Here is a 15,318-nt window from a genome sequence, read left to right as displayed (position 1 = left end):
GCAGTTTCCCATCTTCAGTTGGATGCGGCGGGCTCCCCGGAGAACCAGCGCTGTGGTGCGGGCCTGAGGTTCTGATAGATGTGCTTCGCCTCCGTGTATTCGGCGAGTCCGGTCGGGCCGAGTTCGCGCCCGAACCCGGACTGCTTGTAGCCGCCCCATTCCGCCTGCGGCAGATAGGGATGGAAGTCGTTGATCCAGATCGTGCCGTGCCGCAGCCGGTTCGCGACCCGCTGCGCGCGGGAGGCGTCCGAGGTGAACACCGCGCCCGCGAGGCCGTAGTGGGTGTCGTTGGCGATGCGGACGGCGTCGTCCTCGTCGGTGAAGGTCTCGACGGTGAGCACGGGGCCGAACGATTCGTCGACGACGGCGCTGCTGCCTTGCTTCACGTTGTCGAGGATGGTCGGCAGGTAGTAGTGCCCCTTCGCGAGTGCGCGATCGTCGGGACGTTTGCCGCCGGTGCGCAGGACGGCGCCCTCTTCCAGCGCGGCGGCGACGTAGCGTTCGATCTTTTCCAAATGGGCGGCGGAGATCAGTGGACCGGTTTCAGCCTTCGGGTCGAAAGGTCCACCCAGTCGGATCAGTTCGGCGCGGCGGACGAGTTCGTCGACGAACCTGTCGTGCCACTCCTCCTGGACTATCAAGCGCGCGCCCGCCGAGCAGACCTGCCCGGAGTGCAGGAACACCGCGGTCAGCGCGTAGTCGACGGCGGTGTCGAAGTCCGAGTCGGCGAACACGACGTTCGGGTTCTTGCCGCCCAGTTCCAGCGCGACCTTCTTGATGGTGCCCGCGGCGGAGGCGGCGATGATCTTGCCGGTCGCGAGGCCGCCGGTGAACGAGACGAGGTCGACTCCCGCATGCTCGGACAGCGGCGCCCCGGCCTGCGCTCCGGCGCCGAGCACGAGGTTCGCGACGCCGCCGGGAAGCCCGGCCTCGGTCAGCAGCTTCATCAGCATGATCGAGGTGTGCGGGGTCAGCTCGCTGGGCTTGAGGACGAACGTGTTGCCCGCCGCGAGCGCGGGGGCGACCTTCCAGATGGTCTGCAGGAGCGGGTAGTTCCACGGCGTGATCAGCCCGCAGACGCCGACCGGCTCATGCACGATCCGGCTGAACGCGTCGGGGTTGCCGGTGTCGACCACGCGGCCCGCGTCGTTCGCGGCGAGCTTGCCGAAGTAGCGGAGGCACGCGGCGATGTCCGCCATGTCGTATTCGCTCTCGACCAGGCGTTTCCCGGTGTCGAGCGACTCGGCGCGGGCGAAGGCCGCGGCGTCGCGGTCGAGCAGGTCGGCGGCCTTCAGCAGCAGGTCACCGCGCTGTGGCGCCGGAGTCCGCGGCCACGGGCCGGTGTCGAACGCCTTCCTGGCGGCGGCGATGGCCGCTTCGGTGTCTTCTCGGGTGCCTTCGGCGACCTCCGCGACCAGCGACCCGTCAGCGGGGCAGCGGATTTCGCGGCGACCACCGCCGACCGCGTCGACCCACTCGCCACCGATGAAAAAGTCCGCCATCAAGCCCTCCGAGCCGGCTCCTGCTGCGCTGATGAGTTCTCAGCGGGAAAACGTACTTCGAACTGACCGCCGATCAGCGATTATCGTGGCCACCCGACGTGACCGCTACTTGGCAAAAGAGACCATGTTCACACCGTCGGGTGCCGAGTGGTGATTTTCTGACATGTGACGCGTGACGCGGTGGACGGAAGGCTCTCAGGCGCCCTCCGTAGACTGGCCGGAACGGCGGAAGAGGAACCAGGCGAGGTGGGAGAGTGACGTTGCTCGAGTCCGTGCACGGACCGGCCGACTTGAAGCGGATGAACCAGGGTCAGCTCGGCGAGCTGGCCGCGGAGATCCGGGACTTCCTCGTCGAGAAGGTGCGGCTCGCCGGTGGTCACCTCGGCCCGAACCTGGGTGTGGTCGAGCTGACCATGGCGCTGCACCGGGTCTTCGACTCGCCGGACGACGCGATCGTGTGGGACGTCGGTCACCAGGCGTACGTCCACAAGATCGTCACCGGTCGTCACGACGGCTTCGGCAAGCTCCGCCAGCTCGGCGGCCTCACCGGCTACCCGGCGCGCGGCGAGAGCGAGCACGACCTCGTCGAGAACAGCCACGCCTCGACCGCTCTGTCCTATGTGGATGGCCTGGCGAAGGCGTTCGAACTCGGCGGGGGCGGCAGGCACGCGATCGCCGTCGTCGGCGACGGCGCGCTGACCGGCGGCATGTGCTGGGAGGCGCTCAACAACATCGCCGCGAACCCGCGCCGCCCGGTCGTCATCGTCATCAACGACAACGGCCGCTCGTACTCGCCGACCATCGGCGGCGTCGCGGATCACCTCGCGTCACTGCGTCTCAAGCCGGGTTACGAACGCGTTCTGGACCGCGGCAAGGAACTGCTGCGGCACACGCCCGTCGTCGGCAAGCCGATCTACGCGGCGCTGCACGCGGCGAAGGCGGGCCTCAAGGACGCGCTGAGCCCGCAGATGATGTTCTCCGACCTCGGCCTCAAGTACCTCGGCCCGGTCGACGGGCACGACCTCGTCGCGCTGGAGAAGGCGTTCCAGAGCGCCCGCGACTTCGGCGGCGCGGTCATCGTGCACGTGGTCACCGAGAAGGGTCACGGCTACGAGCCCGCCGTGACCAACCAGGCCGACCAGATGCACCAGACCGACCCGATCGACCCGGAAACCGGCCTGCCGCCGGTCAAGGGCCCGAGCTGGACCGGGGTCTTCGCCGACGAACTGGTCAAGATCGGCGCCGATCGCGAGGACGTCGTCGCGATCACCGCGGCCATGCTGCGCTCGACCGGGCTGCACAAGTTCGCCGAGGCGTACCCCGACCGCTGGTACGACGTCGGGATCGCCGAGCAGCACGCGGTGACCTCGGCCGCCGGTCTCGCGATGGGCGGCAAGCACCCCGTCGTCGCCGTCTACTCGACCTTCCTGAACCGGGCGTTCGACCAGGTCCTGATGGACGTCGCGTTGCACCGTCAGCCGGTGACGCTGGTGCTGGACCGGGCGGGTATCACCGGGCCGGACGGGCCGAGCCACCACGGCATGTGGGACCTTTCGCTGCTGGGCATGGTGCCCGGCATGCGGGTCGCCGCTCCGCGTGACGCCGGCACGCTGCGCGAGGAACTGCGGGAGGCCGTCGCGGTCGAGGACGGGCCGACCGCGCTGCGGTTCTCCAAGGGCGGCGTGATCGACTCCGTGCCCGCCGTGGAACGCGTCGGCACGGTGGACGTGCTGCGCAAACCCGCCGGTGAAGCCGACGTCCTGCTCGTCGTGGTGGGCGCGTTCGCGATGCTCGGGCTCGCCGCCGCGGACCGGCTGGCCGACCAGGGCGTCGGCGTGACCGTGGTGGATCCGCGCTGGGTCGTCCCGGCGCCCGCCGAACTGGTGGCGCTGGCCGAGCAGCACAAACTCGTCGTGACCGTCGAGGACAGCGGGCGGCACGGTGGTTTCGGCTCCGCGCTGGCCGCGCTGTTCCGCGACGCCGAGTGCGATGTGCCGCTGCGCGATCTCGCGGTGCCGCAGGTGTTCCACGACCATGGTTCGCGCGAGGAGGTGCTGGCCCGCGTCGGGCTCACCGCGCAGGACGTGGCGCGGCGGGTGACCGAGTGGTCGGCGAAGCTGGCGAGCCGGACGCCGGCGCCGGAGGACACGCACCGCTGAAGGGGACTTTCCCCGCATAGGACGCGGTGAAGGGAGCTTTCCTCGCATGGCATGCGGGGAAAGCTCCTTTCAGCCCCCCACGATCCGGCTGACCGCGCGGACGACGAGGTCGCGGGTCGCGGTGGGGGACGAGAACCCGAGGATCGACAGGTGCACGACGAGGCTCAGCAGTTCCTCGGCGTCGAAGTGGTCCGGCACGGAACCCGAACGTTGCGCCTCCTGGATCGCGGTGACCTTGTCCGCGTGCGCCCGGATCTCGGCCTCCGGCATCGCGTCGAAGCCGTTCTCCAGTCGCAGCCAGCCCATGAGCCGCAGGAGCTGGGGGTGTTCGAGGTAGCGGTCGAACAGCTTTCCCGCGTAGCCGGGCAGATCATCGGGAGTGATCGTGAGGGACCGGATGGCGAGGTCCACCTGTTCCCGCACGACCATCTCGAACAGCTGCTCCTTGCTGCAGAAGTAGGCGTAGATCAGCGCCTTGTTGGCGCCGGCGTTCTTCGCGATGCGATCCACCCTGGCGCCCGCGATGCCGTACGTCGCGAACTCGACCGTCGCCGCGTCCAGCAGTTTCCGCTTGGTCGCTTCCTTGTCCCTGACCATGTGACCCAGTCTAACTAACCGGTTGGTTGACATCCAGTAAGGCCGCGTGGCAACCTGAGTTGGCAACCAACCGGTTAGTTAGGAGACGGGCATGAAGGTCGCACTGGTCACGGGCGCTTCCGCGGGCATCGGCGAAGCCACGGCACTCGCGCTGCAGGAGGCGGGCTACACGGTCTACGGCGCCGCGAGGCGCGTCGAACGGATGGCCGGGCTCGCCGAACGCGGGGTCAAGGTCCTCGAAATGGACGTCACCGACGACGCTTCGATGGTCGCTGGGGTCGAGCGGATCATCGAGGAGTCCGGCCGCATCGACGTCCTGGTCAACAACGCGGGTTACGGCTCGTACGGTGCCTTCGAGGACGTGCCGCTCTCTGAAGGGAAGTACCAGTTCGAGGTCAACCTGTTCGGGCTCGCGCGGCTAGTCCAGCTGACCACGCCGCACATGCGCGCCCAGGGCTCGGGCAAGATCGTGAACATCTCGTCGATCGGCGGCAAGATCTACGAACCGCTCGGCGGCTGGTACCACTCGACCAAGTTCGCGGTCGAAGGCCTCAGCGACTCACTGCGGCTGGAACTCAAGCCGTTCGGCATCGACGTCGTGGTGGTCGAACCCGGCGCCATCAAGACCGAGTGGGGCGGCATCGCCATCGAGAACCTGATGAAGACCTCGGGCGACACCGCGTACGCGCCGCAGGCCAAGGCACTGGCGAAGTTCTTCGACCAGGCCGCGCGCGGCTCCCACCCCAAGGTGATCGCCGACGTCATCCTGAAGGCGGTCCGGGCCCGGCGCCCGAAGACCCGCTACGCCGCGGGGTTCGGGGCGAAGCCGATCCTGTTCGTGCGCCGGGTGCTCCCGGACCGCGCCTTCGACGCGCTGTTCCTCGGGGCGCTGCGTCGCTTCGCCTAGACCGCGACGTCTGCTCCTCCGGCGGGATCGGCGCGATACCGTGCTGCTCGACTTCGGGACCTCCGAGTACGCGATTCGGCACCGGATTGCGGTCGTTGGCTTCGCGAACTATCGCAATCCGGTGCCGAATCGCGGGTCAGGCGAAGCGGGTCATGACGTGCTTGACGCGGGTGTACTCGGCGAAGGAGTAGGACGAGAGGTCCTTCCCGTGGCCCGAGTGCCCGAAGCCGCCATGGGGCATTTCCGAGACCAGCGGCCCGTGGGTGTTGACCCAGACGCAGCCGAAGTCGAGTTCGCCCGAAACGCGGGTCGCGCGTGACAGGTCGTTGGTCCAGATCGACGACGCCAGCCCATAGGGGACGCCGTTGGCCAGGCGCACCGCCTCGTCCTCGTCCGCGAAGGACTGGACGGTGATCACCGGTCCGAAGATCTCCTCCCGCACGATCTCGTCGTCCTGTTTCAGACCCGAGATAACGGTGGGGGAGAAGAAGAAACCGCGGTCACCGGTGGGCACCCCGCCGGTCTCCACGCGGGCGTGCGACGGCAGCCGCTCGGCCAGTCCGCGGACCCGGCCGAACTGCGCCTCGCTGTTGAGCGGGCCGAAGTCCGTGCCGGGCTTCCGCGCGGCGGCGGCCTTGGTCAGCTCCGCGACGAACTCGTCGTGGATCGCCGCGTCCACCAGCACCCGGCTGCCCGCGGTGCAGTCCTGCCCGGCGTTGTAGAACGCCGCGCCGACGATGCCTTCGGCCGCTTCGGCGAGGTTCACGTCGCCGAAGACCAGCAGCGGCGCGTTCCCGCCGAGCTCGAGGTGCGTGCGTTTGAGGTCGGCCGCCGCGACGGTGGCGACGTCGATGCCGGCGCGGGTCGACCCGGTGATCGACACGAGTTCGGTGATCGGGTGCTTCACCAGCGCGCGGCCGGTGTCGCGGTCACCGCACAGCACGTTGAAGGCGCCTTGCGGCAGGAACTCCGCCGCGACCTTCGCCAGCAGCACGGCCGTCGACGGCGTGGTCTCCGCGGGCTTCAGCACGACGGTGTTGCCCGCGGCCAGTGCCGGGGCGATCTTCCAGACGCCCATCATCAGCGGGTAGTTCCACGGCGCGATCTGCGCGCAGACGCCGACCGGTTCACGGCGGATCGCCGAAGTGTGCCCCGGCAGGTACTCCCCGGACGCGGTGCCCTCGAGCTGCCGCGCCGCGCCGGCGAAGAACCGCAGCGCGCTGACGCACTCCGGGATCTCCTCGTCCAGCACGACGGACCGGATCTTGCCGGTCTCGCGGATCTCGAGGTCGGCGAACTCCTCCGCGCGGGCCTCGACCGCGTCGGCGATCTTCAGCAGCGCGAGCTGACGCTGCGCGGGAGTGCTCTTGCGCCACACCTTGAACGCGCGTTCGGCGGCCTCCAGCGCGGCGTCCACATCGGACTGCCCGGACAGGACACTGGTGCCGAAGACCTCGCCGGTGGCGGGATCCACCAGGTCGAGCGTCCGCGAGCCCGACGCCGGTACCTCGGCGCCGTCGACGAAATTCAGGACCTGAGTCATTTCTTCTCCAGGTGGGTCGGCTCGAACATCTTCAGCAGAGCGGGGAGGACGACCAGCGACGGGCCGGGCGTGCCGAGCGCGTCGGCAAGGTCCTTCCCGACGGTGTCCAAAGAGGACACGGTGGCGCCGACGCCGAAAGACTTCGCCAGCGCGGCGAAATCGGGCCGTGCGAGTTCGGTGGCGGTGGACCGGCCGAAAGCGCCGGTCAGGTACTCGCGCAGGATGCCGTAGCCGCCGTCGTCGATGACGAGCCACGTGACGTCCAGGCCGTGCTGGACCGCCGTGGCCAGTTCCGCGATGCCGTACATCGCGCCGCCGTCGCCGGAGACCGCGAGCACCGGGCCGCCGGTCGCCGCCGCGCCACCGAGCGCGCCGGGCAGGCCGTAACCGAGTCCGCCCGCGCCCTGCGCGGTGTGGATCGGCGCGCCTTCGGGATTCCACGCCGACCAGGCCCAGTAGGCCGCGATCGTCATGTCCCAGAACGTTTGCGTCCCTTCGGGGATCGCCGCGCGGATGTCGTCGATCAGCTTGCGCTCGATTTCCAGGGGCTGGCCGTCGAGGCGTTCGCGCACCTTCGCCAGCAGATCCGTCACCGTCGCTTCGGCGACGCCGTCAGCCTGGCGGAACGGCACCTGCTCCAGAAGTCCTTGCAGGGCAAGGCGGACATCGGCGTGGATGCCCAGCGCCGGATAGTTCGACTCCAGCTTCCCGAGATCGGCCTCGATCTGGATCACCCGGCCGCGCGGGGCGAACTCGCGGTAGTTGCTGGACAGCTCGCCGAGCCCGGAGCCCAGCACGAGCAGTACGTCCGCGGCCGACAGGAACTCGGTGCTGTGCCAGTCTTCGAGCCACGACTGCCCGGACAGCTCGTGGTCCCAGCCGAAGACGCCCTTGCCGCCGAACGTCGACAGCACCGGCGCGCGCAGCGCCTCCGCGAGCGCCTTCAGTTCCGCCCGCGCACCCGAGCGCAGGGCGCCGCCACCGGCGAGGATCACCGGATTCGTCGCCGTGCCAAGGAGATTCGCGGCTTCGGTGATGAGCTCCGGCAAGGGTTCGAGCGGTGCGGGCCGTGCCGTCACCGAGGTGATCCGCGGCAGATCCGTCGGCGCCAGCAGGATGTCCTGCGGGATCTCGACCCACACCGGGCCGTACGGCGCGGTCGCCGCCGATTCCCAGGCTTCGCGCAGCGCCGTCGGGATCTGGCTGACGGTGCGCACCACGTGCACCGACTTCACCACATCGCGGAAACTGGCCTGCTGGTCGGGCAGTTCGTGCAGGTACCCGTGCCGCCCGCCGCCGAGCCCGGCCACCGGGATCTGGCTGGAGATCCCGAGCACTGGAACCGACGCCGCCCGGGATTCCTGCAGTGAAGCCAAAGTCAGCAACGCGCCGGGACCGGTCGACACGATCATCGGCGTCACCGGGACCGGGCCCTCGGGGTCCGCCGCGAGCCGGGCGCGCGCGTGCCCGTCGGCCGCGAACGCCAGGTTGTTCTCCACTCGCGAGCTGATGACGCGCAGGTCGTCCGTGCGCCGCAGCGCTTCGAACAGGCCGAGCGCGTGCTGGCCCGGCAGGCCGAACACGGTGTCCGCGCCGAGCGCGTGGAGACTTTCGACGACTACGTCGCCGCCTATCCGTTCAGTGCTGGTCATTCGCCCTTCCCCAAACTGAGCAGGCTCACCAGGTCGTAGGCGACGTGGGAAGCCGCGATGGCGGTGATCTCGGCATGATCGTAAGCCGGGGCCAGTTCCACCACATCGGCTCCGACGAGGTTGCAGTCCCGCAGCCCGCGCAGGATCTCCAGCAGTTCGCGGCTGGTCATGCCGCCCGCTTCGGGGGTGCCCGTGCCCGGCGCGTGCGCCGGGTCGAGCACGTCGATGTCGACCGAGATGTAGAGCGGGCGGCCGCCGATGCGCTGGCGCAGCGCGTCGACGGTCTCGGCGACCCCGCGGCGCATCACGTCGCCGGAGGTGACGATGCCGAATCCGAGGCGGCGGTCCTCCTCCAGATCCCGCTTGCCGTACAGCGGGCCGCGCGTGCCGACGTGGGACAGCGCTTCGGTGTCGAGCAGGCCCTCCTCGGACGCCCGCCGGAACGGGGTGCCGTGGGTGTACGGCTCGCCGAAGTAGGTGTCCCAGGTGTCGAGGTGCGCGTCGAAGTGCAGCAGTGCCACCGGTCCGTGCTTCTTCGCCGCCGCCCGCAGCAGCGGCAGCGCGATCGTGTGGTCGCCGCCGACGGTCACCAGCCGCGTCCCGCCCGCGGTCAGCGCCTCGGCCTCGCTCTGCAAGGTCTCGATCGCTTCGCCGATGTTGAACGGGTTGAGCGCGATGTCGCCGGCGTCGACCACCTGCGTTTCGGCGAACGGCGAAACGTCGAGTTCGGGGTGGTACGGGCGAAGGAGCCGGCTGGCCTCACGGAGCGCGGCGGGGCCGAACCGCGCGCCGGGGCGGTAGGACACCCCGGCGTCGAACGGCACGCCGACGACGGCGACGTCGGCACGCTCGACCTGATCGAGCCGCGGCAGCCTCGCGAAGGTCGCGAAACCGGCGAACCGGGGCACCCTCGAAGAGTCGACGGGTCCGATCGGGGGCTGCTCAGGCACTGTATCTCCTATCGCGCGACCGCTATCGCGCTGCCAGGGCGCGACGTCGCGATCGACTGATTGTTGAGTTGGATGGACGCCCTGCCATCGCGATAGCGGGGCCTGTCGGCCAAAAACGCGCGACTCCAAGAGATCAAAAGACCTTGGTCGCTTTGGTCGGACTCACGGCGAGTTCCGCCTCTTTTTCTTCGGCGGCCGCGCTGCCGTTCAGGCGGCGGGTCCACACGGTGAGGATCTCGTCCGAGGTGCGCGGGGTGAGGAAGCTGACCAGCAGGTACACCGCGAGGCTGGACCCGAGACCCCAGTAGATCGGGCTGTTGGCCTCGACGCCGTCGACGAACATGAACGTGATGACCACGACGGTACCGACGACCATCGACGCGAGCGCGCCCTGACGGGTGCCGCGTTTCCAGGCCAGTCCGCCGATGATCGCGACCAGCAGGCCGCCGACGAGGATGTCGTAGGCGATGGTCAGCGCGTTGACGACGTCGTCCACGACCATCGCGATGCCGATCGCGACGACGCCGAGGACCAGCGTGGTGACACGGTTCCTGGTGACCTCGTTGACGGCCTTCTTGAGGCCCAGCTTGGAAAACAGGTCCGAAGTGCTGACCGTGGAGCAGGCGATGAGCGCGCCGCTCGCCGTCGACATCATCGCCGAGAGGGCCGCCGCGAGCACCAGCCCGCGGATCCCGGCGGGCAGTTGCTCCTCGACGATGGTCGCGAACGCGTCCTGCGCGCTGGCGAGGTTCGGGTACAGCGTCTTGGCCGCGGTGCCGATCAGCGCGCCGGCGAGACCGTAGACGAGGCAGTAGACGCCCGAGATGACGCCGCCACCGGTCGCGATGCCCGGCGTCCTCGCGGTGAACACGCGCTGCCAGATGTCCTGGCCGATCAGCAGGCCGAAGCTGTAGATGAGGAAGTAGGTGAAGATCGTGTCGCCGTCGATGGCGGTCAGTTCGAAGTAGCTCTCGTCCAGCCGCGCGGCCATCCCGTCGAAACCGCCCGCCGAGACGATCGAGACCGGCAGCAGGATCAGCAGGATGCCGATGGTCTTGATGACGAACTGGACGATGTCGGTCAGCGTGATCGACCACATGCCGCCCAGCACCGAGTAGAGCACCACGATCGAGCCGCCGATGGCGATGCCCGCCCAGCTCGGGACGTTGAAGAGGACCTTGAAGATGGTGGCGAACGCCAGCGTCGAGGTGACGGTCAGCATCAGCGTGTAGCCCCACATGACGACACCGGAGATGGTGCTGGTGGAGCCGCCGTAGCGCAGGTCGAGCATCTCGCCGACGGTGTAGACGCGCAGTTTCACCAGCCGCCGCGCGAACAGCGTGTGGAGGACCAGGATGCCGACGCCGATCGCGATCACGAGCCAGGCGCCGGAGATGCCGTAGGTGTAGCCGAGCTTCACCCCGCCGACCGTCGAAGCGCCGCCGAGGACGACCGCGGACATCGTGCCCGAGTACATGAACCAGCCGAGGCGGCGGCCCGCGACGAGGTAGTCGGATTTGGTCTTGGCGAGCCGCAGCCCGAACCAGCCGACCCCGATCATGCCCGCTATGTAGAGCGTGATCACCGCGTAGTCACCGGCCACGGTGTCCTCCTTGACTTGGGCTGTTCGCTTCGTTCGGGTCACCGTAGGTTCGTTCGCACCTTGAACGACATGGGATGATCCATCCGAAGTCGCCTAGGATCGAGGATGAAATGACCCAAAGCCGCGATCCGCTCGACTCGGATGTGAATGTCCCGTTACGGGCCGTGGTCGGCAACCCGGAACTGGCACTCGACCCGGTCGTGGAGACACTCCGGCCGGGTGCGCTCGACGCCCCGGTGCGCTGGGCGCACGTCAGCGAGCTGCGAGACCCGGCGCCGTATCTGCTCGGCGCGGAACTGCTGCTCACCGCCGGGGTGAATCTGCCGGCGGAACCGGCCGAGATCGACCGTTACGTCCGGAGGCTGGCCGACAGCGGGATCTCCGCGCTGGGGTTCGGCCTCACGCCCGGCGCCTACGAGACGCTGCCGCCGCCGCTGCGGACGGCGTGTGCCCGCCACGGTCTCCCGCTGCTGATCGTCCAGCCGCGGACGCCGTTCCTGGCGATCAGCCGGGCTGTGTCGGTGGCGCTCGCCGAGGCGGGGCAGCGGGAACAGCGGCGGATCGCGGTCGCGCGCGAGGCGCTGACCAGGGCGGCCGGTGACGGACTCGGCGAACTGGCGAGCGCGCTGGCCGGACGGTTGCGGGCGTGGGTGGCGTTGGTCGGCGTCGGCGACGTCCTCGCCGCCGACCACGGCGCGCCGTCGCCGCTGCCCGCCGAGGTCCGGGAACTGGTCGCCACGCTGCGGGCGGGCCGCGGGATCCGCAGCGCGACTACGGAACTGGCCGACGGCACGCACGTCGTCGCGCAACCGGTGTACCCGCAGGCGACGGCGTCGCATCTGGTCGTGGTCGGCCGCGTCGCGCGGTTCGACGGCGCGGACCGCGCGATCCTGTCGGTCGGGGCGGCGCTGCTCGGGCTGGCGGGCCGCGCGGGTTCGGACGCGGCCGGGCTGGGCGCCACCGCCACGGCGTTGCTGCTGGGGGAGACCGACGTGGTCGGCGGGGAAGAACGCCGCCTGGTCGCGGGGATCGCTTACCGCCGTGGCCCGAATGAGGTCGCCGCCCGCTACGACTGGCTGCGCGCCCGGCTCGACACCCCGCTCGTGCGGCTGCGGCCGGGGCCGCGGTTCACCGCGATCGTCCGCGAGGCGCCGGAGATCGGCGACCTCGACCGGCTCCGCGCCGACGGCTGGCTCGCGGTCGTGGGTTCACCTGTCCCGCCCGCGCGGCTCCCCGAGGCGGCGGGCGAAGTCGAGTTGCTGCTGACGCGGGCCGCCGCGTTGGAACGGCCGATTGTGGCCGAAGCGGCCGAACTCGGGCTGGACGCGCTGATCGACCCGGGCGTGGCGGCCGGGTTCGCCGCCCAGGCGCTGGCGCCGCTGCGCGAACTGGACCGGAAGGGTGACCGCGAACTGGTCGACACGCTGCGGACCTGGCTGGCGCACCACGGCGGCTGGGACCGGACGGCCGCCGAACTCGGTGTGCACCGCAACAGCGTCCGGCACAGGATCGGGCAGATCGAACGGGCGCTGGGGGTGGATCTGGCGGATCCGGAGATCCGGATGCGGCTGTGGTTCGCCCTGCGCTGGGCGTGAACGGAGGCTCTGGCGGAAGCGAGTGCAGGGTCTCCCCAAGGGCGCTCCGCGCCCGACGGAGACTTCAGCGCGCGACAGACCGATAAGGTCACTCTCAGGTAAATGTGGCAACGTAGGGTTGTGCGAATTCTGGTAGTCGAAGACGAAGAACCCCTCGCCGACGCGATCGCACGCGGCCTGCGGCGCGAGGGCATGGCGGTGGACATCGCGCTCACCGGTGACGACGGGCACGAGAAGGCCGCCGTCACCCGGTACGACGTCGTGCTGCTCGACCGCGACCTGCCCGGCATGTCCGGTGACGACCTGTGCCGCGAGATCGTCGCGTCCGGCGAGCTGACCCGCGTGCTGATGCTCACCGCGAGCAGTTCCGTCTCGGACCGTGTCGACGGGCTTTCCCTCGGCGCCGACGACTATCTCGCCAAGCCGTTCGCCTTCCCCGAACTCGTCGCGCGCGTGCGGGCGCTGGGCCGCCGCGCGACCCCGGCCGCGCCGCCGCTGCTGACTTCGGGCGACGTCGAACTGGACCCGGCGAGGCGGACCGTCCGCCGCGCGAGCGGCCCGGTCGAGCTGACCCGCAAGGAGTTCGGCGTGCTGGAGGTGCTGCTGTCGGCCGCCGGTTCGGTGGTCAGCAGCGAGGAACTGCTCGAACGCGTATGGGACGAGAACGCCGACCCGTTCACCACCACCGTCCGGGTCACCGTGATGACACTGCGCAAGAAGCTCGGCGAGCCGGGCATCATCGAAACCGTCGTCGGCTCCGGTTACCGGGTGCCGGAGCAGGGGACCGCGCGCGGGTGAACCTGTCCGGCGCCCGCAGCCTGCGCGCGCGGGTCACGCTGCTCGCGACCGGGCTGGTGGCACTGGTCAGCCTCCTGTTGCTCTGGCTGACCTGGAATCTGGTCGGCGACGCGGTTTCCGCCGTGCCGCAGCTGCCGCCGGGCACCACGGTGCGGGTCGACGGCGTCGACGTCGACGCTTCCGCCGTCACCGAGCATCTGCGGGTCTACGCCCGGAACAGGGTGCTGCTGTTCGGCGCGGTCGCGTTCTGTTTCGTCGTGCTGGCGGCGGGAATCCTCGCGTGGACGTTCACCGCGCGGGTGCTGCAGCCGCTGCGCGAGATCACCGGCACCGCGCGGCGCCTGTCGATCGAATCGATGGGGGAACGGATCGGCGAGGTCCGCACGAAGGACGAACTCGCCGAACTGGCCGAGACCTTCGACGACATGCTCGACAGGCTGCAGGCCGCGTTCGACGCGCAACGGCACTTCGTCGCGAACGCCAGCCACGAACTGCGGACGCCACTCGCGGTCATCCGCACCGAACTCGACGTCACGCTGGCCGACGAGCACGCCGACGAAGCCGAATTACGCCGGATGGCGGGTGTGGTCCGCGACGCGACCGAGCGGGCCGAACGGCTGGTCGGCTCGTTGCTGTTGCTCGCGCGCACGGACGGCGCGGGGCTGGTGGCCCGGGAGCCGGTCGATCTCGCGGTGATCGTCGCGACCGCGTGGCGCGCGGTGCGGGCCGAAGCCGAGAGACGCGGTATCCGCACCGAATTCGCGACCCCGGGAGCGGCGACGTTCGGCGATCCCGCGCTGCTGGAACGGATCGCGGGCAACCTGCTGGAGAACGCCGTGCGGCACAACGTCGAGGGCGGCTGGCTCGACGTCGTCACCCAGGCCGGTCCACAGTGGTCCGTGCTGCGGGTGCGTTCGTCCGGCGGCCTGCTCGATCCGGCCGCGGTCCCCGAACTGTTCGAGCCGTTCCGCCGTGCCGGCGTCGCCAGGACCGCCCGTACCGGCGCCGGGCTGGGACTGTCGATCGTGCGGGCCGCGGTCCAGGCGCACGGCGGCACGGTGTCGGCGGAACCCGTTGTGGGCGGTGGTCTTTCGGTGACCGTTCACCTGCCTGCTCTGCCCTGAGCCATCGCTGGGGTTACGGTTCGAGCATGGTCCCCAGTATTCGGCTGAACAACGGAACGTCCCTCCCGCAACTCGGCTTCGGGGTGTACAAGATCGGCGACGACGAGGTCGTCGGCGCGGTCCGCACCGCGATCGAGGCGGGCTACCGCGCCATCGACACGGCGACCCTGTACGCCAACGAACGCGGCGTCGGCGAGGCCGTCCGCACCAGCGGGCTGCCGCGCGAGGAACTGTTCGTCACCACGAAACTGTGGAATACCGAGCACGGTTACGACTCGGCGTTGCGTGCCTTCGACACGAGCATGCGCGAACTCGACATCGACTACGTCGACCTGTACCTGATCCACTGGCCGCTGCCGTCCCAGGACAAGTACGTCGAGACGTGGCGGGCGCTGGAGAAGATCGCCTCCGACGGCCGGGCGAAGGCGATCGGCGTCTCGAACTTCCAGATCCCGCATCTGGAGCGCCTGATCGAGGAGACCGGAACCGTTCCCGCGGTCAACCAGATCGAATGCCACCCTTGGCTGCAGCAGCCGTTGCTCCGGGACTTCCACGAGAAGCACGAGATCGTCACCGAGGCGTGGGGTCCGCTGGCGCGCGGCGGGGAACTGCTCGCCGACGAGAAGATCACCACGATCGCGGAGAAACACGGCAAGACGCCGGCGCAGGTCGTGCTGCGCTGGCACATCGAGATGAACCATCTGGTGATCCCGAAGTCCGTCACGCCGGAACGGATCAAGGAGAACATGGACGTCTTCGACTTCGCGCTCGACGCGCACGACACCGCCGCGATCGCGACCCTGGAGCAGGGGAAGCGGCTGGGACCGGATCCCGACACCCTCGGCTCGTGAGTGGCTAGGACGGTTCTAACCGTCCTAGCCACTCACG

General features: G+C 69.6%; 12 protein-coding genes. 6 read left to right on the top strand and 6 right to left on the bottom strand.

The window, feature by feature from the left end; all coding sequences use genetic code 11:
• Positions 1–14 precede the first annotated feature (14 nt).
• Positions 15–1,502 (bottom strand): aldehyde dehydrogenase family protein, encoded by a 1,488-nt coding sequence (locus H074_RS28605; RefSeq protein WP_007033559.1) that lies wholly within the window; start codon positions 1,500–1,502, stop codon positions 15–17.
• 254 nt (positions 1,503–1,756) lie between these two features.
• Between H074_RS28605 and dxs the strand changes: the two genes are divergently transcribed.
• Positions 1,757–3,661, top strand: a complete 1,905-nt coding sequence (dxs, locus tag H074_RS28600) for a 1-deoxy-D-xylulose-5-phosphate synthase (RefSeq protein ID WP_007033558.1) — start codon at positions 1,757–1,759, stop codon at positions 3,659–3,661.
• A 69-nt stretch (positions 3,662–3,730) separates the two neighbouring features.
• Here dxs and H074_RS28595 read toward each other — a convergent pair whose 3' ends face one another.
• Positions 3,731–4,258: a TetR/AcrR family transcriptional regulator gene (locus tag H074_RS28595; protein ID WP_007033557.1), complete on the bottom strand. Its 528-nt coding sequence runs from the start codon at positions 4,256–4,258 to the stop codon at positions 3,731–3,733.
• 91 nt (positions 4,259–4,349) lie between these two features.
• On the opposite strand from H074_RS28595, the gene H074_RS28590 reads away from it, so the two are divergent.
• Positions 4,350–5,165, top strand: coding sequence for an oxidoreductase (locus H074_RS28590; RefSeq protein ID WP_007033556.1), 816 nt, complete (start codon positions 4,350–4,352; stop codon positions 5,163–5,165).
• Between the two features lie 136 nt (positions 5,166–5,301).
• Here the strand turns inward: H074_RS28590 and H074_RS28585 are convergent, their stop codons facing one another.
• The 4 genes from H074_RS28585 to H074_RS28570 all read right to left on the bottom strand — a co-directional run bounded on the left by H074_RS28585 (position 5,302) and on the right by H074_RS28570 (position 10,913).
• The gene (locus tag H074_RS28585) at positions 5,302–6,708 is read right to left on the bottom strand and encodes an aminobutyraldehyde dehydrogenase (RefSeq protein ID WP_007033555.1); all 1,407 of its coding nucleotides are present in this window, start codon (positions 6,706–6,708) and stop codon (positions 5,302–5,304) included.
• Positions 6,705–8,360: a thiamine pyrophosphate-binding protein gene (locus H074_RS28580; protein ID WP_007033554.1), complete on the bottom strand. Its 1,656-nt coding sequence runs from the start codon at positions 8,358–8,360 to the stop codon at positions 6,705–6,707. Before H074_RS28580 ends, H074_RS28585 begins: the two co-directional genes overlap by 4 nt.
• Positions 8,357–9,310: an agmatinase gene (speB, locus tag H074_RS28575; protein WP_007033553.1), complete on the bottom strand. Its 954-nt coding sequence runs from the start codon at positions 9,308–9,310 to the stop codon at positions 8,357–8,359. Before speB ends, H074_RS28580 begins: the two co-directional genes overlap by 4 nt.
• Positions 9,311–9,443: 133 nt before the next feature.
• Positions 9,444–10,913, bottom strand: a complete 1,470-nt coding sequence (locus H074_RS28570) for a sodium:solute symporter family protein (RefSeq protein WP_007033552.1) — start codon at positions 10,911–10,913, stop codon at positions 9,444–9,446.
• A 110-nt stretch (positions 10,914–11,023) separates the two neighbouring features.
• Between H074_RS28570 and H074_RS28565 the strand changes: the two genes are divergently transcribed.
• The 4 genes from H074_RS28565 (at position 11,024) to H074_RS28550 (ending at position 15,281) form a co-directional block, all read left to right on the top strand.
• Entirely contained in the window at positions 11,024–12,508 is a 1,485-nt protein-coding gene (locus tag H074_RS28565; RefSeq protein ID WP_007033551.1) for a PucR family transcriptional regulator, read from the top strand.
• A 120-nt stretch (positions 12,509–12,628) separates the two neighbouring features.
• Positions 12,629–13,306 carry a response regulator transcription factor gene (locus H074_RS28560; RefSeq protein ID WP_007033550.1) on the top strand — a complete coding sequence of 226 codons (678 nt, stop codon included), beginning with the start codon at positions 12,629–12,631 and terminating at the stop codon, positions 13,304–13,306.
• Positions 13,303–14,430: a sensor histidine kinase gene (locus tag H074_RS28555; protein ID WP_007033549.1), complete on the top strand. Its 1,128-nt coding sequence runs from the start codon at positions 13,303–13,305 to the stop codon at positions 14,428–14,430. Before H074_RS28560 ends, H074_RS28555 begins: the two co-directional genes overlap by 4 nt.
• A gap of 26 nt (positions 14,431–14,456) precedes the next feature.
• A complete protein-coding gene (locus H074_RS28550; protein WP_007033548.1) occupies positions 14,457–15,281 on the top strand; it encodes an aldo/keto reductase in 825 nt (274 codons plus the stop codon).
• Positions 15,282–15,318: the final 37 nt, after the last annotated feature.

The sequence above is a fragment of the Amycolatopsis decaplanina DSM 44594 genome (assembly GCF_000342005.1).
GTDB classification, from domain to species: Bacteria; Actinomycetota; Actinomycetes; order Mycobacteriales; family Pseudonocardiaceae; genus Amycolatopsis; species Amycolatopsis decaplanina.
The sequence above is the reverse complement of the archived record's forward strand: the minus strand, read 5'-3'. Positions and strand labels throughout refer to the sequence as shown.